At 49.2% G+C, this 20,708-nt stretch carries 10 protein-coding genes, 1 tRNA gene and 1 pseudogene; 10 read left to right on the top strand and 2 right to left on the bottom strand.

Annotated elements, in window-relative coordinates:
* Positions 1-90: 90 nt before the first annotated feature.
* The gene (locus tag VMF88_00925) at positions 91-585 is read left to right on the top strand and encodes a DinB family protein (protein ID HTY09608.1); all 495 of its coding nucleotides are present in this window, start codon (positions 91-93) and stop codon (positions 583-585) included.
* A gap of 70 nt (positions 586-655) precedes the next feature.
* On the opposite strand, the gene VMF88_00930 is transcribed toward VMF88_00925, so the two are convergent.
* A complete protein-coding gene (locus tag VMF88_00930; protein ID HTY09609.1) occupies positions 656-3,160 on the bottom strand; it encodes an ATP-dependent Clp protease ATP-binding subunit in 2,505 nt (834 codons plus the stop codon).
* Positions 3,161-3,754: 594 nt separating this feature from the next.
* On the opposite strand from VMF88_00930, the gene VMF88_00935 reads away from it, so the two are divergent.
* Positions 3,755-3,829: transfer RNA gene (locus tag VMF88_00935), tRNA-Asn, on the top strand.
* A gap of 253 nt (positions 3,830-4,082) precedes the next feature.
* On the opposite strand, the gene VMF88_00940 is transcribed toward VMF88_00935, so the two are convergent.
* Positions 4,083-4,364: a hypothetical protein gene (locus VMF88_00940; protein HTY09610.1), complete on the bottom strand. Its 282-nt coding sequence runs from the start codon at positions 4,362-4,364 to the stop codon at positions 4,083-4,085.
* A gap of 135 nt (positions 4,365-4,499) precedes the next feature.
* Between VMF88_00940 and VMF88_00945 the strand changes: the two are divergent.
* The 8 genes and pseudogenes from VMF88_00945 (at position 4,500) to VMF88_00980 (ending at position 20,686) form a co-directional block, all read left to right on the top strand.
* Positions 4,500-5,857: pseudogene (locus VMF88_00945) on the top strand (IS3 family transposase).
* 414 nt (positions 5,858-6,271) lie between these two features.
* The gene (locus VMF88_00950; GenBank protein ID HTY09611.1) at positions 6,272-9,031 is read left to right on the top strand and encodes an SUMF1/EgtB/PvdO family nonheme iron enzyme; all 2,760 of its coding nucleotides are present in this window, start codon (positions 6,272-6,274) and stop codon (positions 9,029-9,031) included.
* 225 nt (positions 9,032-9,256) lie between these two features.
* Positions 9,257-10,678 (top strand): sugar MFS transporter, encoded by a 1,422-nt coding sequence (locus VMF88_00955; protein HTY09612.1) that lies wholly within the window; start codon positions 9,257-9,259, stop codon positions 10,676-10,678.
* 117 nt (positions 10,679-10,795) lie between these two features.
* Positions 10,796-12,112 carry a hypothetical protein gene (locus VMF88_00960; GenBank protein ID HTY09613.1) on the top strand — a complete coding sequence of 439 codons (1,317 nt, stop codon included), beginning with the start codon at positions 10,796-10,798 and terminating at the stop codon, positions 12,110-12,112.
* A 276-nt stretch (positions 12,113-12,388) separates the two neighbouring features.
* Positions 12,389-14,851 (top strand): thiamine pyrophosphate-dependent enzyme, encoded by a 2,463-nt coding sequence (locus tag VMF88_00965; GenBank protein HTY09614.1) that lies wholly within the window; start codon positions 12,389-12,391, stop codon positions 14,849-14,851.
* 174 nt (positions 14,852-15,025) lie between these two features.
* On the top strand, positions 15,026-16,312 hold the full coding sequence (locus VMF88_00970; protein ID HTY09615.1) for a zinc-binding dehydrogenase: 1,287 nt from the start codon (positions 15,026-15,028) through the stop codon (positions 16,310-16,312).
* Positions 16,313-16,573: 261 nt separating this feature from the next.
* Positions 16,574-18,811, top strand: a complete 2,238-nt coding sequence (locus VMF88_00975; GenBank protein HTY09616.1) for a GH92 family glycosyl hydrolase — start codon at positions 16,574-16,576, stop codon at positions 18,809-18,811.
* 186 nt (positions 18,812-18,997) lie between these two features.
* Positions 18,998-20,686: a CocE/NonD family hydrolase gene (locus tag VMF88_00980; protein HTY09617.1), complete on the top strand. Its 1,689-nt coding sequence runs from the start codon at positions 18,998-19,000 to the stop codon at positions 20,684-20,686.
* The last annotated feature ends 22 nt before the right edge of the window (positions 20,687-20,708 follow it).

The following is a 20,708-nucleotide window of genomic DNA, read 5'->3' on the forward strand; positions in this document are numbered from 1 at the left end:
GTACGTGCGATGGAACAAAGTCGGGATTGCTGATCCGATTTTGCATATATTTCAAGGGAGTTCGGGTTTAGAAAAATTCAAAGGAACCGTATGACGCTGAAAGACATCCATCTTCTCATCGAATTCAATTACTGGGCAAAAGCGCGAATGCTCGGCGCGGTCGAATCGCTCCGCGAAGAGCTTCTGTACAACGACCTGAAGACGAGCTTCGGCTCGCTCCACGGCACGCTCGTTCACATCTGCGGGGCGGAGAATGTCTGGCTGCAGCGTTTCGTGAACGTGCCGAACCCGAAAATGCTGACGGCGGCGGACCTTCCGAAGCTCGGCGATCTGAAGACCAAATGGGGGGAAGTGGAAAAAGGGATGCTTGCGTACGTCGGCTCATTGACCGAGGAACGCCTGGCGGAGTCGCTGTCGTTTCTAAACTTCAAAGGTGAACCGGTCAACAATATCGTCTGGCAGTCGCTCCAACATCTCGTCAATCACGGCACATACCATCGCGGCCAGATCACCTCAATGATCCGCCAGCTCGGCGGCACTCCGGCGAATACCGACCTGATCGCTTTCTACCGTCAAAAAAAGTGACCCGAAGAGAAAAACAAAAAGCCCGTCCAGCATTGCTCGACGGGCTTTTTTGTCGATAACGACTACAACATTACGAGACGTCTGCCGGTTTTTCCTCTTCCTTCGTCGGCTCGTCCTTCTTCCGGTTCTTGTTCGCGTCGACGAACTTCAGCTGTTCGGTCTTCTTGTTGAACTTCACCTTGATCTTGCTTCCGTCGCCGAACTTCCCTTTCAGGATCTCTTCCGAAACGGGGTCCTCGACATATTTCTGCAGCGCGCGGCGGAGCGGACGGGCGCCGAATGCCGGGTCGAATCCCTTTTCGGCCAGGAACTCTTTCGCCGGCTTGTTGAGCTCGATCGTGATGTTCATGGAACTCATCCGTTTGAACAGGTCCTTGGTCGCGATGTCGATGATCTGCATGATGTGCGATTTTTCCAGCGAGTGGAAAACGATCGTGTCGTCGACGCGGTTGAGGAATTCCGGATTGAAGACGCGCTTCAGCGCTTCCTCGATCACGTTCTTCATCGCCTTGTATTTGTCCTGGACGGTATTGTCGCCGAACCCGAAACCGCCGCTCGCCTTGATGTCGCGGGCGCCGATGTTCGACGTCATGATCAGGATCGTGTTCTTGAAATCGACCCGCCGCCCGAGGCTGTCGGTCAAAATTCCGTCGTCGAGCACCTGGAGCAGAATGTTGAAGACATCCGGATGCGCTTTTTCGATCTCGTCGAGGAGGACGACGGCGTACGGTTTGCGGCGGACCTTTTCCGTCAACTGTCCCCCTTCTTCGTACCCGACATATCCCGGAGGGGCTCCGACGAGACGGGAAACGGAGAACTTCTCCATGTATTCGCTCATGTCGATGCGGATCAACGCATCCTCCGAATCGAACAGATACCGGGCAAGGGCTTTCGCCATTTCGGTCTTGCCGACGCCGGTCGGTCCGAGGAAGATGAACGAACCGATCGGACGACGCGGGTCTTTCAGCCCTGCACGCGTACGGCGGATCGCCTTCGTCAATTGTGTCAGCGCTTCATCCTGTCCGATGATCTGCGAGCGGAGAACGGTGTCCATTTTCAGTAGCTTCTCCGATTCCGATTCAGCGATCTTATTGACCGGGATGCCGGTCATCATCGCGACGACGTCGGAGACATTTTCTTCACTCACCTGGTAGACCGTGTCCTGCGCCTTCAATTCCCATTCGCGTTTGGCGATCTCAAGATCGCTCAGAAGTTTCTTCTCCAGATCGCGCAGCCGCGCGGCTTCTTCGAAGTTCTGATTCTTCACCACCTGGTTCTTCGACTGCTTGATCTTCTCGATCTCTTCTTCGAGGTGAAGGATCTCTTTCGGCACCACGATATTGGCGAGATGCACGCGCGCTCCGGCTTCGTCCATGACGTCGATCGCCTTGTCGGGAAGATTCCTGTCGGTGATATACCGGTCGCTCAGCTTGACCGCGGAGACGATCGCCTGTTCGGAATACCTGACGCCGTGATGCTCTTCGTATTTGTGCTTGATGTTTTTCAAGATCTGGATCGTTTCATCCACCGTCGTCGGGTCGACCATGATCTTCTGGAATCGTCGGTCAAGGGCGCCGTCCTTCTCGATGTACTGACGGTACTCATCCAGCGTCGTCGCGCCGATGCACTGCAGCTCTCCGCGGGACAAGGCCGGTTTGAACATGTTCGATGCGTCGAGCGAACCGGAAGCTCCTCCGGCGCCGACGATCGTGTGAAGTTCGTCGATGAACAGGATGACATCTTTCGCTTTCTCGAGTTCGTTCATCACCGCTTTCATCCGCTCTTCGAACTGGCCGCGGTATTTCGTCCCGGCGACGAGGGCCGCAAGGTCGAGGGTGACGACGCGTTTGTCGTGGAGGACGCGCGAAACTTTCTTCTGCACGATCCGGTTTGCAAGTCCTTCGGCGATGGCGGTTTTTCCGACGCCAGGTTCTCCGATGAGCACCGGATTGTTCTTTTTGCGGCGGCTCAAGACCTGCGCCACGCGCTCAATTTCCTTTTCTCGTCCGACCACCGGGTCGAGCTTCGACTCGACCGCCAGCTTTGTCAGGTCGCGTCCGAAATTGTCGAGTACCGGCGTCTTGGATTTATCCTGCTTCTTCTCGGAAGCCTGGTGCGCCTGCGGAGGCGCGGACGGCTTGCCGCTGATGATATTGTCGAGCTCGTTCCGCACAACGTCGTAGTGGACGTTGAACTGGTGCATGATCTGTGCGGCGATATTATCGTCGTCGCGCAGGAGCGACAGGAGGAGATGCTCCGTACCGATAACGTCCGATTTATACAGTTTCGCTTCGAGATACGTTATTTTCAGGACTTTCTCTGCCTGTTTCGTCAGCGGAATATTGCCGATGGTCAGCGTTCCGCCGGACGTCCGAACTGTATCTTCGATCGCTTTTTTCAGCTTATAAAGATCGCATCCGAGGTTGCGGAGAATTTTCACCGCAATTCCTTCTCCCTCTCTGATTATGCCGAGCAGTAAATGCTCCGTGCCGATATAATCATGCCCGAGACGCAGGGCTTCTTCGCGGCTTAATCGGATGACATCTTGAACGCGATTGGAAAAATTTCCTTCCATTTACTTTCCTTCAAAATTGTGGAATTCCCCCTTCACGACTATTAAACACGCGAGCGTGTGAAGAGGTTTCATAGGCAATCCCTGGAGTCAATATAAATAAAAATAGAGGGGGTGTCAAGAAACCGAGCCAATACCGAAAATTTATCCAATTTTGGCGAATTCAAGCAAATCTCGCCTTGACTTTCCGCGCCGTTTTGGATATATTTTATCCGAAGAAATTTTTTACTCCATTCCGCGATAGCTCAATGGTAGAGTCCCGCCTTACAACGGCGGGATTTCGAGCCTCACCTTCGGTGTCGGCTCTCAACATGCGGCCATCGCAGAGTTCATAAGAATAAAATTTCGCTCCATTCCGCGATAGCTCAATGGTAGAGTCCCGCCAAACAACGGCGGGATTTCGAGCCTCACCTTCGGTGTCGGCTCTCAACATGCGGCCATCGCAGAGTTCACAAGAATAAAAATTTCGCTCCATTCCGCGATAGCTCAATGGTAGAGTCCCGCCAAACAACGGCGGGATTTCGAGCCGCCCCCTTCGGTGACGGCTCTCAACGTGCGGCCATCGCAGAGTTCACAAGAATAAAAATTTCGCTCCATTCCGCGATAGCTCAATGGTAGAGCATGCGGCTGTTAACCGCAGGGTTGTAGGTTCGAGCCCTACTCGCGGAGCCAAGAGAACCAGGTGTGGGAACTGTCGTCACCTGGTTTTCTTTTTTAAACTCCTCCCATGTTTTTCGAATTGTACCATCCCCCCGTATTAGAATTTCAAGACCTCCCGATACTTCATCTCGCTTGAAATTTGAAACGATCCCACCGAAGATTAAGTGGTTTATCCGTCTTTTTTGTTCGGGTGTATAAGTCTGGTACAGCTCGACATACTCACTCAGCATCTGCTTCAATACCGCGGGATCTACCTTCCCTGTTTTCACTCTTTCCAACGCCTTTTCTTTCTGACGATTAGGTCCCTTAGCTCAAATCTCTGTTCTTCCAGGTCGCTGATTGCATTGGTAATTGTCTCTGATTCCTTCAGCTTCGCATTGGCACTTAATTGCTCCACCAGATTGGCAAGCCGCTTTGTAATCTGGTCATCATTTTTTCTTAGTTGTTGGATTTCCTTATTCAGTCCTTCATTTTCATCCTTTGAATTACCCTGCATTTGTCTCGTTACCGATTTAAGTAATTCCTCATCCTTAACCACTTGCCGCATCGTCTCTAAAATCGTTCTTTCAAGCTCATCTGCCGGAAGATCACGACTTGGGCAATGATCCTTTGTATGATGTGCTGCTTTAGAGCACTTATATTTGAGTATATTCAGACCATCTTTTCAAGAGGAGGCAGCAGCATGAACCAATCGATCAGCCCCGGAAGTATCGTCCGGGAGATTAAGCGACGGACCCGCAAGAAATACTCCAGCGAAGAAAAGATCAGAATTGTGTTGGAAGGCTTACGAGGAGAGGCAAGCATTGCCGATCTTTGCCGGAAAGAAGGCCTCAATCCGAATATTTATTACAAGTGGAGCAAAGAGTTTTTGGAGGCAGGTAAGAAACGTCTTCAGGGTGACACGGTGCGTGAAGCCACAAGCACCGAGGTTGGGGATCTGAAGAAGGAAAACGATCAACTCAAACAGCTGGTGGCAGAGCTGTCGTTGAAGAACCGTTGTTTTAAAAAAAGTTTGAGTGGTTTGGAGTCCGGCTCCGAGGAGCAATGAGATACAGCCAGGCGGAGAAGATGGAAATCATTCGGATGGTGGAAGACTCAGAGTTGTCAGCGAAGCAGACATTGGAGGAGCTGCAGGTTAATCGGAGCAGCTTCTATGAATGGTATCGGCGTTACCTGGAAGAAGAGTATGATGGCTTGGCGGTGAAGGCGCCTCATCCAAGACGGTTCTGGAACAGAACCCCGGATCAGGAGAAAGAACAGATCGTGGCCATAGCTTTGGAGCACCCGGAACACTCACCACGGCAGCTGGCATGCTTTATCACCGATACAGAGGGCTATTTTATATCAGAATCGAGCGTCTACCGGGTTTTGAAAGCCTACGATCTGGTGCCCAGTCCGAGTTACATCGTCATGGCAGCATCGGACAGCTTTCACCATCCGACTTCCAGGGTCCATGAACTGTGGCAGACGGACTTCACATACTTCCGTGCTGTCGGGTGGGGATGGTATTACCTGGCGAGCATCATTGATGACTACTCCCGGTGTATCATTGCCTGGAAGCTCTACACGACAATGGCCACAACAGACGTGAAGGACTTGTTGGATATTGCCGTGGAGAAAACCGGGATCCACCAGATCTCCGTCAAACACCGCCCAAGGCTTCTCTCGGACAACGGACCGGCGTATGTCTCACAAGAGCTCAAAGAATATCTCCAGACCAAAGGAATGACACCGACACAAGGTGCGCCGTATCATCCGATGACGCAGGGGAAGATCGAACGGTATCACCGATCAATGAAGAACGAGATCAACTTGCAGAAATAGTATCTCCCGTGGGAACTCAAACAGGAGATCGCTCGCTTCATCGGACACTACAACAACGAACGTTACCACGAGTCATTGGACAATGTCACGCCAGAGGATGTGTATTACGGCAGGCATCAGGAGATCGTCACACGAAGGCAACAACTTAAGCAGCAAACACTGAGGGCACGAAAACGGCATAATCTTTCACAACCAATCGCTCAAAGTATCTCTTAACAAAACGCGCTTTCTGACCAAAACGCTCTGACGACATACAATTCTCCCCGTTCCCCCGGTTAGGCTTGCTGCGAAAAGGTAACGTGAATCTATCGGAGAGTCAAGAATAGAAAGCCCGGCTGTAATATCGGCACTCTCTCGTGTTCCCAGCCGACCAATCTGCAGGCACTTTTGTGAAACCGGTAGCATAGACTCAAACGAATCGCGTGAGCATCTTCTGCATGGAATCCAAGATATGGCACCGAAGCAACAACATCCTGTGCATCTTTTATCGATTGAGTACTCATATCCTTTAACGCCGTCCGTCTTTTGCCTTCTTTCTTAATTGATTCCAACCTTGTATATTGTGTCAACTTTGTTGGGGGGGCATGCCGGTCGCTAACTTTTCTAGAAGTATACAACAAAGGTGTTGCAATGAAAATCCTCTCCTCCCTCCTCATCACTCTGTTGATGATTTCTTTTCAAAGCGAATCGGGCTCCGAAAAAGTTGTCATCGCCCGCGACGGAAAAAAAATGGTCCTTGTTCCTGGGGGTACCTTCCGAATGGGTTCCGCGCGGGGATACAGCGAAGAAGCTCCCGTCCATTCCGTGACAGTGTCAAGTTTCTACATGGACCTGCAACTGGTCACGAACCGTGAGTTCAAAGCATACTGCGACTCGACGAAAACAGAATATCCCGAAAACCCCCGCTGGGAAGAAATGCCGGACTATTTTCTCGATTACCCGGAATATCCCGTTGTAAACGTCAGCCTCGATCAAGCAAAAGCATACGCTTCGTGGGCCGGAAAGCGAATCCCGACAGAAACAGAATGGGAATACGCCGCGTGCGGAGGATTGGACCAGCCGCTCTATCCGTGGGGCAATGCGGTACCCGATGCCTCCAGGGCGAAATTTGCCGACCGCAATTCGAATTTTGAATGGCGTAATTTCCGCATCGCTACGCCGTGGAAATATACTGCCCCGGTGGGTTCATTCCCGCCCAACGGGTACGGTTTGTATGACATGGCCGGCAATGTTTATCAATGGACGACCGATTGGTTTTTCCGTTATGACGATACTGTGCGCGACACGGTACAATTCGAAGACGGCTGGGGAGGAAGCAAAGTTGTTCGCGGCGGATGTTATTATTCTGATGCCTTCGATCTTCGCGTTTCGCGACGCCGGCTTCAACCTTCGGGCACTCGATTTTTTTCAATCGGTTTCCGCTGCGTGAAAGACGTTGAAACCGACAGTGCAGCGACAGCGAAAACCTTTCCAGCAGAAAAGAAAAAACAAAACACTGCGCCGGATGCCTGGAAGCAAAAATTGGATACTCCTCGGGTACTAACGCCGGCCGGTTTGCGCCTTTGCCTCGGCGAATCCGACGAAATATCACCGGAAGATGCCCGGCGTTTTAAGAATGCGGGCTTCTCGAGCGTAGAATTCTATCTGACCTGGGAGTCGGTGGAAAAGAAGGGAGAGAATCAATGGGATTTTTCGGCATGGGACAAACAAGTAGAGATTGTGAAAAAAGCCGGATTACAATGGACCGCATTCATCATCGCCGGTCCGGCGTACTCACTTCCGGACTGGTACAGAAACAGCAAAAACTTTGTCGGAATGCGCTGTCTTGAACACAATATTGAGAGCAAGGTAAGCACCATTTGGGATACGAGTTTTTACCGTTACGTCGACCGCTTCCTTGCGCGGGTTGCCGAGCAGTATGGAAATTCAGGAACACTCGAAGGAGTTCTTCTTGGCATCAGCGGAGATTTCGGCGAAGCAATTTATCCTGTCTGGCACGGAGATTGGCCTCTCAGGATAGCCGGGCTCTATCATTCACACGCGGGGTATTGGTGCAATGATCAATATGCCAGGGCCGATTTCATTACACACATGCGGAGAAAATTCAACAATGATCTTGCCGCGCTGAATGGATCATGGGGGACATCGTTTCAGTCTTTCGCGTCAGTAACAATGCCCCCGGTGCATACGGATCCTGTTGAGGGGTTTCGTATCGATGAACTCACCTACAAGGGAGATGTTACGTTGAAGACACTGCAAGATCGAAAAAGGTGGGTTGACTTCATCGACTGGTATCGGGCGTCAATGACACACCATGCCGATGTGTGGATGCAGCTGGGCAGGAAATACTTTCCGGAGATTCCGGTGTACCTCTGTACGGGCGGCGATGCGAATTCAAGCCAAGGTTCCAATTTTGCCGACCAATGTAAGGTGGCGGCTAAGTATCACGGCGGAATACGAATTACCAACGAAGCTACCGATTATGGATTGAACTTCACATTGACCAATTGGGTAACGACGGCCTCGCATCTCTACGGCAACCAGTTTGGATTCGAACCTGCTGGAGGAATTTTAGACCTTGGCGTGGTCTCCCGAATCTATAACGCGGCAACTGCGGGTGTCGACGAGTTTATGACCTATGCCGGTAATATCAATGACAGGGAAGACAAGATGGATCTTTTCCTGAAATATGTCTCTCTGATTAAAACAGAGGCTCCCAACAAGGAAGGAGCTTTACTTTATCCCGACCTTGATCTCGTTATGGGAAATATCGAATTCATGCAAAATTTGGTTCCCTTTGTTTCCATGCTCCGCGACTACTCCGACATCCTTTTTGCCGATGATCGGCTGATCGGGGATAATATATTGCAGCGTGCAAAATGGATGATGGTTTATGATGCGCACTGGTTCAGGAAACAATCGCTGGAAAAAGTTTTGTCATGGGTCGAGAACGGCGGCTTGTTGATCGCCAGCAATACGGATTCCCTGTGTTCGCTTGAGGATGGTGAGAATTATTTTCCCCGCTTGTTCAACCCCAACAGCGGAGAAAAGAAGGTCGGAAACGGAGCCACATTATATATTCGGCACAAACTCACCAGAGTCACAAAAGTCGCCCCCGTCCGTGAAATAAAACCGGGAGAAGAACCACAGGAAGGGTCGTGTGAACAATATCAAATCCTTCTTTTCGATCCGATGACGAGATTCCTTAACGATCACGGTATAGCTATCCCCGACGGAAAAATAGACCGCGTGTTCACCGCCATCGTCGGCCCGAAGATGTTCATCCTCAATCACACAAGAGAAAGGGTCGTTCGCAACATCACTGTGTCAAGAAAAAATATCCGGCAGGTTTCTCTGGACGGAAATTCCATAACAGAAATAGACAAGTGAATCGGAACAGACAATTCCTCACCCATGTTGCGCAACACATCATCAGCATGGCCACGCCGAAGGATGCTTTTGGCAGAAGGCCCAAAGTCACGAACCAATACGACTGTTTTTTATCAATGGATATTACAGAATGAAGCTTTCTTCAAAGAGTCTTAGTGCCTTTATTGCAAGCCCTTCAAACATTGCGCAACATCAGATACCAAATTTCTCAAAAGGAACGATTTTATGACAGCTACCGGCAGATCAATCGACCAGACTTCGGACACTTCGCAGAAATCGGAACATGGAATGTACCGCGGTCCGTTTGCTATCATGACCACATTGTTTTTCATGTGGGGTTTCATGACGGCATGGAACGACATTCTCATTCCGCGATTCAAAGAAGCATTCACGTTGAATTATTTCAGGGCGATGCTTGTTCAATTTGCTTTTTTCGGCGCGTATTTTGTCGGATCACTGCTCTATTTTACAACCTCTGTCGTGGCTGGAGATCCGATCGCGAAAATCGGATACAAAAACGGTATCGTTATCAGCCTGCTGATTTCGGCTTTTGGAAGTGCGATCTTCTGGCCTGCCGCTACGATCCCTTCTTACCCTTTATTTCTTGTCGCGCTGTTCGTCGTGGGCCTCGGTTTTGCCATGCTGCAAATTGCAGCTAATCCCTACGTAACCATCCTTGGTCCCGAGCGTACTGCTTCAAGCCGGTTGAATCTCGCTCAAGGGTTTAATTCGGTCGGTACAACCATCGGTCCGTTGATCGGCGGTTATTTGATCTTTCAATACTTCAATCACGCCGGCGTGCAGGGAGCCGATTCTGTGAAAGTTCCATATCTTGCGTTTAGTATTGCATTCTTGATTTTGGCCGCTGTTTTTTTCTTTGTCCACTTGCCTCACATAGGAGAAGGGAAAATCGATCGGGGTGCGGGCGCACTGAAGTTTCCTCATGTGGTGCTTGGGATTGTCGCAATATTCATGTACGTGGGGGGCGAAGTTTCTGTCGGCAGTTCTATCATAAATTTTCTCGGACAACCGAACATCGCCGGTTTGACCGCTGTCGAGGCCAGCAAATATGTATCGTTGTTCTGGGGGGGAATGCTGATCGGAAGATTCATGGGTGCCGTTGAATTGAGCGATATGAAGGCGAGGAGCAAGAAAATCCTTTTGCTCGGCATACCGGCGGGCGCTTTCGTTATTCTTGGCCTTCTTAGCGGATGGAGCATCGTCAGATACTATCTTCCGCTTCTTATCCTCTGCTGGCTCTTGTTTCAATTCGGCAAAGCGATGGCAGGACGCACGCTAGCGATCTTCTCGACAACTATTGTTCTGCTCCTTCTGTCCGCAATTGCCTTTGGTGGAAAGGCAGCGATGTGGTGTGTTGTGGGTGTAGGATTGTTCTCATCAATCGGATGGTCGAATACATTCTCTCTTGCACTGGAGGGTACCGGGATGTTAAAAAGCCAGGTCTCGTCCTTGCTGGTGATGGCGATTTTAGGGGGCGCGCTCCTTCCGCCCCTTCAGGGTCACATTGCGGACTTAGGCGGGCTCCAAATTTCATATATCGTGCCGTTGATCGCTTATTCGTACGTCGCCTTCTACGGATTGATCGGCTACCGAGCCGGACGGAATCGTCACCCTTCGGCAGCATAATATGGTCGAATGGCATGGAACATCTCGTGCATGATATTACCAAATTAAGAGATAGACAACATTTATAGCGGAGACGCGCAACGCGTCTTTCCGAATGCCCGACGAACAAAGTAATTGATGGAAGAAATATTCCTGATGATGCAGGGCGAAAGAAAGAAAACATTTTTGGGGTTTGGACTCGGCGCTGTGCAGTCCGGCTTAACACTGTATGAAGCATTCAAGTCGAATAATTTTAACCGATTTGTGATCCTTGAAGTAAACCGCGAGATCGTCGCCGCTGTGAAAAAATGGGATAACAAGATCGCAGTGAACACGGCGACCAGAAATGGTATCTATAAAACCATCGTTACGGATATTGAAATTTATGATCCGAATGATCCGAACGATTCGGATTCGATTGCTTCGGCTATTTATGAAGCCGATGAAATGGCAACAGCTCTTCCCAGCGTTGACTTTTATGATCGAGGAGAACATTCTGTCGCTCGACTGCTTGCCGAGAATATCAACCCTGATCTTCCCCGGATAATTTATACAGCAGAAAATAATAATTATGCGGCAGAAATACTCCGCGAAAGAATGGAGCATTATGCCGGCAAAAGCAGACTACAGCAATTTCAGACAATCAACACCGTGATCGGAAAAATGGGTGGAGTAATTTTCGACGAAAGAACGGTTGCAGAATTGAATCTCGATTGGATGACTCCACACAGCAAAGCCGCGATCCTGGTGGAAGAATTTCACGACATCATTATATCAAAAATTGAGTTGTCCAATTATAAAAAAGGGATTGAAGTCTTCCAGGAAAAGAATGATTTGCTTCCGTTTGAAGAAGCGAAGCTGTTTGGACACAACGCAGTGCATTCGACCTTGGGGTTCTTTGCTTCGCTTGCCGGCTATACTTTTATGAACGAAATAAGAAACAACTCCCGTCTTTACCAGTACGGCATGGATGCTTTCGAAAAGGAGAGCGGTGCTTTCTTATTGAAGAAGTATAAGGGATTTGATGACCCGCTTTTCACTGAAGAGGGGTTTCACTGTTATGGGACAGATCTGCTCGAAAGAATGACGAGCCCATATTTGCGCGATGAAGTTCAAAGAATATGCCGGGACCCTGTCAGAAAACTAGGATATGATGACCGATTCTTTGGTGCTATTAGAGAGGCTCTTAAACAAAACGTAGTACCGAGGATTTTCGCAAAGGCGGTTTTAGGCGGTATCTGTTACATCATTAACAACAGGATAGATATCGGAGGCTCATACCCTCAGCGCATCGAGGAATTAGACGATAAAAATGTTCGATCGATCCTCAAGAACATCTGGCGGAACAAGCCAATGAACGGTGATGAAGAAGAGAGTTTGAATCTTGTTTGTTCTGTGCTGGCTGAATTCATGGAAGAATTCATAAGCAAAAATAAGATCACGATGAGTTTATAGCCGTCCATTACTGAATTAATTAAAAGCCATCTCAAAAACATATCACTTCGTCCTTCACAACGGGTCTGCGACCCGCAGGGTCGTTGACGACGCGCTCACTTTGTTCGCTTACTCCCCGTAGGGGTCCTTTGGGGAGTGGATGAACCGGCTTTTGTTCACCCTGTCCCAAAGGGGACGCGTGTGGCGAAGCCTTCCCTTCGGGAGAAGGGTCAGCCTAAATTCATTTGTGAGACAGCTTTTAGATATTTTTCACAAAATAAACATCAGGAGTACATTGTGCCTAGAAATATCGTAGTTAGCCCTGAACAAGTCAGGCAATATGGCATACTACAATCAAAAGACATAGTGCTGAATCAGTATAAAACCGACACCAGACGTGAAATCGAAAAATACGGGAAAGAAACTCTAAGGCATATCTTGACCGATATGTTGTTAATCCGTCAATTTGAGACCTGCCTGAGCACGATTAAGATTGAAGGATTGTACCAGGGGATCCCGTATACGCACAAAGGACCTGCACATTTATCAACGGGTCAAGAAGCCGCCGCTGTAGGGCAGTCTTTAAATCTCACCAAAGACGATTTTGTCTTCGGTTCCCATAGAAGCCATGGCGAAATTCTCAGCAAGTGTTTCTCCGCAATTCATCAACTTGGCGATGCTGAACTGGAGACCATCATGGGCTCGTACATGAACGGGAGAATATTAAAAGCTCTTGAGCCTCTCCGCAACAGGAATATTAAAGAACTAGCGGTCGATTATGTCCTGTATGGAACTATGTCTGAAATATTTGCGAAAGAAAATGGTTTCAATATGGGCCTCGGCGGTTCCATGCACGCTTTCTTCGCTCCCTTTGGGAGTATGCCGAACAATGCCATCGTTGGAGGGTCTTCCGATATTGCTGTCGGCGCTGCGCTCTATAAACGCATCAATCGCAAAACCGGAATCGTTATTGCCAACATTGGAGACGGGGCTTCGGCAACAGGACCGACATGGGAAGCGATGATGCTTGCGGCAATGGATCAATACAATACGTTATGGGATAAAAATGTTGGCGGCGCACCGCCGATTATTTTCAATTTTATTAATAATTTTTATGCGATGGGGGGACAAACAAGCGGCGAGACGATGGGCTTTGGTGTCTTGGCAAGAATTGGCGCTGGAGTAAATCCGGAGGTGATGCATGGTGAACGGGTCGACGGGAGCAATCCTTTGGCAGTCGCGGATTCTATCGAAAGAAAAAGGAAGATATTGGAAATGGGGAAAGGTCCGGTCTTACTCGATACGACGACATACCGTTTTTCAGGTCATTCCCCTTCCGATGCATCATCGTACAGATCGAAAGAAGAACTAGAATTGTGGTTGAAACACGATCCGATCATTGAATACGCCGATTATTTAACCAAAAATACGATAATCGCCAAGGATGAATTTGCGCCGATGCAAGAATCGGCGGTTGAACGCATAAAGACTATCATGAAATTAGCCGTCGACCCTAAAATTTCTCCACGAATTGGTTTTCGGTCAGACATCATAGGCGAGTTGATGTTTTCAAATGAGAAAGTTGAAAAGTTCGACGACAGACAGCCCGAAGTTCTGATAGCTCTCGAAGACAATCCGCGAGTCAAATCAATATCAAAAAAAGAGAGATATGGGCTCGATAAAAATGGCAAGCCGCTGCCCAAATCAAATATCTATTCATACAGAGACGGCCTTTTTGAAGCAGTACTCCACAGAGCGTACACAGATCCAACGCTGGTCATATACGGAGAAGAGAACAGGGACTGGGGAGGTGCGTTTGCAGTATACCGCGGATTAACCGAGGCCCTTCCCTATCATCGGTTGTTCAACACCCCAATTTCCGAAGGAGCGATCGTCGGCTCAGCCACGGGCTATGCAATGTGCGGCGGAAGGGTGCTGGCTGAGCTGATGTACTGCGACTTTTTGGGCCGGGCCGGGGACGAAGTTTTCAATCAGATGTCGAAGTGGCAAGCAATGTCTGCCGGTGTATTGAAGATGCCCTTTGTTTTACGTATCTCTGTCGGAAGTAAATACGGCGCTCAACATTCACAGGATTGGACGGCGATCGTGGCGCATATACCGGGACTGAAGGTGATGTTCCCCGCGACTCCGTATGATGCGAAGGGAATGCTCAATCTAGCGTTAAGCGGGAGCGACCCGGTTATATTTTTCGAAAGCCAAAGACTTTATGATATTGGGGAAATGTTCATCAAGAGCGGAGTGCCGGCCGGCTACTATGAAATCGAGGAAGGTGAACCTGCGATCCGGAGGACGGGAAAAGATATTACGATAGTTACGATTGGTTCGGCGTTGTACACAGCGATGGATGCCGCGGATGTTCTCGAAAGAGAACATAAATTTGAAGCTGAAATAATTGACGCCCGCTTCGTCAATCCCCTCGACTACGACAAGATTATTGAGTCAGTGAAAAAGACCGGAAAAATTCTGCTGACTTCCGACGCGGTTGAGCGGGGATCATTCTTGACAACCATGGCGAGCCGGGTCACGGAGGCTGCGTTCGACTATCTCGACGCACCGCCCGTCGTTGTCGGGTCAAGAAACTGGATTACGCCGGGTGCGGAACTGGAGGAAATGTTTTTCCCTCAAAAGGAATGGCTCATCGATGCGATCCACGAACGCATATACCCGCTGCCCGGGCACAAAGTAACAACGACTCAGAGTGTAGAAGAAATGCTAAGGCGGGACAGGAAAGGCATCTAGAAGCATCTCACAAAACATTTCCATGGTCATTCTGAACGGAGCGCAATGAAGAATCCATCCAACTAAATCAACATAGATGGTTCTTCCGCTCTGGAACGGGGGGATCAGCATGACAATGTCACATAAATTCTTTGTATAAATATTTTCGAGGCTCTAAAAACACAAAGATCTCTTATGAAGACTACTGCGTTGCGGCTGTATGGCAAAAGCGATCTGAGGCTCGAGCAATTTGAGCTTCCAGAGATGAACGACAGTGAAGTTCTTGCTAGCGTCGTTACCAACAGTATATGTATGTCGGACTATAAAGCGGTTATTCAAGGCGCAGACCATAAAAGAGTCACTAAGGATATAGCAGAGAAGCCGATCATTGTTGGGCATGAACAGTGTGGCACAATTCTAAAAGTCGGGGAAAAGCTGAAAGATAAGTACAAAGAAGGGATGAAGTATAGCATCCAGCCTGCAGTAAATTTTCCCGGGCGGGAAAATGAAGCTGTCGGTTACTCCTTTCAATACGTCGGAGGAGACGCTACGAAAATTATTATTCCCTCTGAGGTGATAGGGATGAATTGCCTTATCCCCTACTCTGGAGATTCATTTTTCAAAGCATCTCTTTCTGAACCGGTGGCATGCATCCTCGGGGCGCTGAAATCTCAGTATCATATCAAGCCTCAACAATACAAACACGAAATGGGGATAAAGAAGGACGGAAAGGTTGCCATATTGGGCGGTGCTGGTCCCATGGGGCTCGAATTTCTTGATGTACTCTTGCACACCGAACAAAGGCCCGGACTTATTGTGTTGACTGATGTTAATCGAGCCAAACTCGAACGAGCTGCACTCTTGTTCCCACCGAATGAAGTTGCCAGGATGGGCGTTAGGGTATTTTATGTAAATGGTAAAAATGAAAACGTTGACAAAGAGTTAATGAGGTTGTCGGATAACAAGGGTTACGATGACGTGCTGGTGATGGTACCAAGCGCAGCTGTTGTGGAACAAGCCTCTAATATTCTGGGATTAGACGGCTGCGTAAATTTTTTTACCGGTCCTACCGATCAACGTTTTACGGCCCAATTCAATTTTTATAATGTCCATTACCATGGTCATCATGTGATTGGCTCGGCCGGCTCTACGACAGATGACATGCTTGACGCATTAAACTTGATCGGCAGAGGAATTATTAATCCGGCAATCATGATCACTCACATTGGCGGTTTAGACTCAGTGGCAGACTCAATACTGAATTTGCCAAATATTCCGGGGGGAAAAAAATTGATATACACCGGCATTTCCTTGCCGTTAATCGCCTTGGAAGACTTTGAAACAAAAGGCAAATCAGATCCCTTCTTTAGAGACCTTTCGCTGATCATTAAGGAAACAAAAGGAATTTGGTCCAAGGAAGCCGAAGAGTACCTGCTCGCTTACGCAAAACCGATTATTCCACAGACTAATAATGGTGCGTAACTAAATTTACGCAGGCCACTCTCAATGCGATTCTTATGTCGCTCCTATGGAGCTTCAGCTGGACGCCAGTAATTCACACTACAACTATGTTGCCCCTCCGGGACTCAAAATCTATGAGCTTCATTGGAACCGCAGCCGTCAGTCAAGTTCCGACAGGAGCGCAACATTTGTAGCATTGCGGCAGTACTTGCATTCAAGCCCTATCAGAGCCGACCTATGAAGAGATTTTGCCTCTTTGTGAAATTTCGGGAACTAATTACCATGACAAACACCAAAATGATGAATACCGCAAAAGCTGTCGTTGGATTGCTCTGCATAGTTTCTTCTGCATTTGCCCAGGGTCAACGGTCTCATCTTTCATTTGTCGATCCGACTATCGGAGGCGTCGGGATTATTCTGGAACCCACGCGGCCTACAGTGCATTTGCCGAACAGCATGCTGAGAACTTTTCCGATGCGGAAAGACCAATTGGACGACCAAATCAGTTTCTTCCCTCTCACCGTGACTTCGCACCGGTTGTCATCAGTGTTTGCCGTCATGCCTCTCAGCGGAACTGCGGACGAGACGATCTGGAATCGCCGTTCCATGTACGGCCAGGAAATTACCAGCCCGTACTACTACAGGACATCGTTCTTAGAGACCGGGGACGCCGTTGAATTCACTCCCGGTGCAAAGAGCGGATATTTCCGGTTTACTTTTCATCGCAGCGAAGGCCATTATCTTCGGCTAAGCGTGATAAACAGCGAAGGGGAGATTGAGACAGCGGGAAAAAGGACGTTGACCGGCACGGAAAGTTTCTCAGGAATGAAAGCATATTTTTATGCTGAATCGGACAAAGAGATAAAGGAAATCAAATATCGCGTCCCATCCGACAAAAAAATGCTGATCATCGATTTCGGGAAAAAGCCGCAAACCGTTTCATTTCGTTACGGTGTATCATACATAAGCGTCGAACAGGCAAAACAAAACCTCCTGAAGGAAATTCCCCGATGGAATTTTAACGCGGTAAAGAATAATGCATTGGAGGTTTGGCGCAAAACTCTTTCCCAAATCAACGTTCAGGGGGGGACTGTTGCGCAAAAACGCGTGTTTTATAGTGCGCTCTATCGCTGCTATGAACGGATGGTTGACATCAATGAATACGGAAAGTACTACAGCGCTTTCGATCACAATGTTCATGAATCGAACGAACCGTTTTATGTCGACAATTGGATTTGGGATATGTACAACGCGCTGGAACCGCTCTACGTCATCCTGAATCCCGAAATGGAGACGTACAAAATAAAATCGTATGTCGCTATGTACGAGCAGAGCGGATGGATGCCCTCGTTCGCGCTGGTCTTCGGAGATTGGCCTGCGATGACAGGAAATCATGCCGCCGCCTGGATGGCGGATGCATGGTTCAAAGGACTGACAAACTTCGATCTGAAGAAAGCATATGAAGGGTTGAAAAAAAATTCCCTTGAAGCGACTCTTTTGCCATGGAACAACGGCCCGGCAACTTCGCTCGATTCCTTCTACACAAAAAACGGCTATATGCCGGGATTACGGCCGGGGGAAATGGAGACAGTGAAAGAGGTCCACAATGACTGGGAGAAACGGCAGTCTGTTTCAGTCACACTCGAGAACAGCTACGATGATTGGTGCATCGCACAGCTTGCGCCTTTGAGTGGCCATCCTGAAGATCGCGATTTATTTTTGCGCAGAGCCGCTTTCTATAAAAACGTGTACCGTGCCGAGAAAGGATTCGTATGGCCAAAGGATGCCGAAGGGGATTGGATAGACCCGGTCGACCCGAAGCTTGCAGGAAGAGAATATTTTACTGAAAACAATGCGTATACGTTCAACTGGCAGGTAAAGCATGACCTCAGCGGTTTATTCGAGCTTATGGGAGGGCGGCAACAAGCTGAGGCAAAACTCGACCAGCTGTTCAGGGAGGATTTGGGATTGCCTAAATTTAAATTCTGGTACACGCAGCCCGATGCATCCGGTTTAGTCGGCCAGTTTGTCATGGGAAATGAACCCAGCTTTCACATCCCGTATATTTACAACTATCTCGGCGCTCCATGGAAAACCCAAAAACGCATCCGCATGCTGATTGACACCTGGTTTACAGATAATGTTTTTGGATATCCGGGGGACGAGGACGGCGGCGGCATGTCGTCATTCGTAGTTTTTTCGATGATGGGATTCTATCCCGTGACCTCGGGAATTCCAATATACAATATCGGGAGCCCTGTTTTTAATCGAATCAGTATACACTTGCCTAACGGCAAGACCTTTGTTGTGATCGCAAAACACAATTCCGCGGAGAACAAATATATTCAAAGTGCCGCACTCAACGGAGTTCCTCGGGGGAAGCCCTGGTTCACCCACAATGAATTGCTCCATGGAGGAACCCTCGAATTAGTAATGGGAAATCAGCCAAATGTCCATTGGGGAAACCGCGAGGAAGATGCTCCTCCTTCGGGGATGAATTATGTTCCGGGCCGGGAGTGAAATGTCCCTCGGGGAATTGCGGAGGCGGTTTCATTTGAAATCATCATAAAAAATTCTTTCAGGAATACGGCTCACAGCGCCGAATATTTTTCTCCCGCTAAAAAGAAAGGATGAAGGTGCTCCATGCGTTCGCATCGTCCAACATTCAGTCTGAGTCCCCTCATTTTGCTGTCAGCGCTATTCATTATGACAGCATACGCCCAGGAAGTCATCACGGAATACAACGTCCCGATGAAAACGCGCGATAGTGTGACCCTCCGCGCCGAAATTTACCGGCCCAACAAAGAAGGCAAGTTTCCCGTTATCGTCGAGCGGACCCCGTACGACAAACGGGCCGAGACAGGATTCGGACCGAAGGTGGCCGCTCAAGGATACATTTTTGTCGTCCAGGATGTCCGCGGTCGATGGGCATCGGACGGCGATTGGTATCCGATGATCCATGAATCAAACGACGGCTACGACTGCATCGAATGGGCAGCGACGCTCCCCTACTCTAACGGTAAGGTAGGGATGTGGGGTGGTTCTTACGTAGGCGCTACGCAGATGCTCGCTGCCATCGCCGCGCCTCCTCATCTCGTCTGTATTATGCCATATGTGACCGCCTCCAATTATCATGCGCACTGGGTTTATCAGGGGGGAGCCTTTACGCAATTGCTAAACCAGGCTTGGTCAACCGCGCTGTCGATCAACACGCTTGAACGTCGCGTGGGAAAGGATGCTATACCATCGCATTGGGACATGAAACGTCCCCTGATCGATTACCCAATGTTGGACGTAGGCTCCTCTGCAGGGCTGGCCGACTACTACTATGAATGGCTTGAACATCCAAACTACGATGACTACTGGAAAGGGTGTTCGATCGAAGAACACTTCAAACAGATTCAGGTTCCGGCCCTGAATATTGGTGCATGGTACGATATATTTCAGGACGGGTCGCTGCGGAACTATATTGGGATAAAAAGCCAGGGGGGCAGCGAGGTCGCAAGAAAAGGTCAAAGACTGGTCATGATAGTTGGCGGACACGCCGGGGCTGGGCCTAAAGTCGGCGAAGTCGACTTCGGGAACAATTCGGTTCTCGACATTTGGGAACTTGGTCTTCGCTGGTACGACTACTGGTTAAAAGGCATTGACAACGGTCTCGGGGGTGAAAAGCCCGTTAGGATCTTTGTCATGGGGAAGAATATCTGGAGAGACGAAGATGATTGGCCGGTATCACGCGCCAAACCCGCTCGCTATTTCCTGCATTCCGACGGGAAAGCCAATTCCTTGAACGGTGATGGTACTTTGAGCGCCAAAGTTCCTCTTGCTGAAAATCCAGATAGCTACGTTTACGATCCGACCGACCCGGTGCCGACAACAGGCGGCCCGACGCTTGGCGACTTTCATTTCCCTCCTGGTCCTTTCGACCAACGCTCGGTGGAAAGCCGGGGAGATGTGCTGGTGTACTCGACTCCTGCCTTCAAGGAGGATGTGGAAGTGACAGGCCCGATCACGCTCGAAATTTATGCAAGCTCTTCGGCGTTCGATACAGACTTCACGGGCAAGTTGATCGATGTGTCCCCCGACGGTTATGCGAAAAATCTCACCGAAGGAATTCTCCGGGCGCGCTACCGGAACTCCACAGAAAAGGCAACGCTGATGAATCCGGGTGAGATCTATAAACTGACGATTGACCTTTGGTCAACCTCAAACGTGTTCCTCGCCGGACACAAGCTGCGAGTGGAAATCTCGAGCAGCAATTTCCCCCGATTTGACCGGAACCTCAATACCGGCGCTGACATTGGAAGCTCGTCAACGCAAATTCAAAAAGCCAAAAACGTCGTGTATCACGACCGCGAACATGCGTCGGCGCTGGTACTTCCGGTGATGCCTTAGAACAAAAACCTGAAAACATCCG

This window comes from Bacteroidota bacterium (assembly GCA_035506275.1).
In the GTDB taxonomy this organism is placed as follows: Bacteria; Bacteroidota; Ignavibacteria; order UBA10030; family UBA8401; genus JAGVPT01.

Coding starts and splice junctions, on each gene's coding strand:
- VMF88_00925 (HTY09608.1), top strand. CDS start 91: ATGACGCTGAAAGACATCCATCTTCTCATCGAATTCAATTACTGGGCA.
- VMF88_00930 (HTY09609.1), bottom strand. CDS start 3,160: ATGGAAGGAAATTTTTCCAATCGCGTTCAAGATGTCATCCGATTAAGC.
- VMF88_00940 (HTY09610.1), bottom strand. CDS start 4,364: ATGCGGCAAGTGGTTAAGGATGAGGAATTACTTAAATCGGTAACGAGA.
- VMF88_00950 (HTY09611.1), top strand. CDS start 6,272: ATGAAAATCCTCTCCTCCCTCCTCATCACTCTGTTGATGATTTCTTTT.
- VMF88_00955 (HTY09612.1), top strand. CDS start 9,257: ATGACAGCTACCGGCAGATCAATCGACCAGACTTCGGACACTTCGCAG.
- VMF88_00960 (HTY09613.1), top strand. CDS start 10,796: ATGGAAGAAATATTCCTGATGATGCAGGGCGAAAGAAAGAAAACATTT.
- VMF88_00970 (HTY09615.1), top strand. CDS start 15,026: ATGAAGACTACTGCGTTGCGGCTGTATGGCAAAAGCGATCTGAGGCTC.
- VMF88_00975 (HTY09616.1), top strand. CDS start 16,574: ATGACAAACACCAAAATGATGAATACCGCAAAAGCTGTCGTTGGATTG.
- VMF88_00980 (HTY09617.1), top strand. CDS start 18,998: ATGACAGCATACGCCCAGGAAGTCATCACGGAATACAACGTCCCGATG.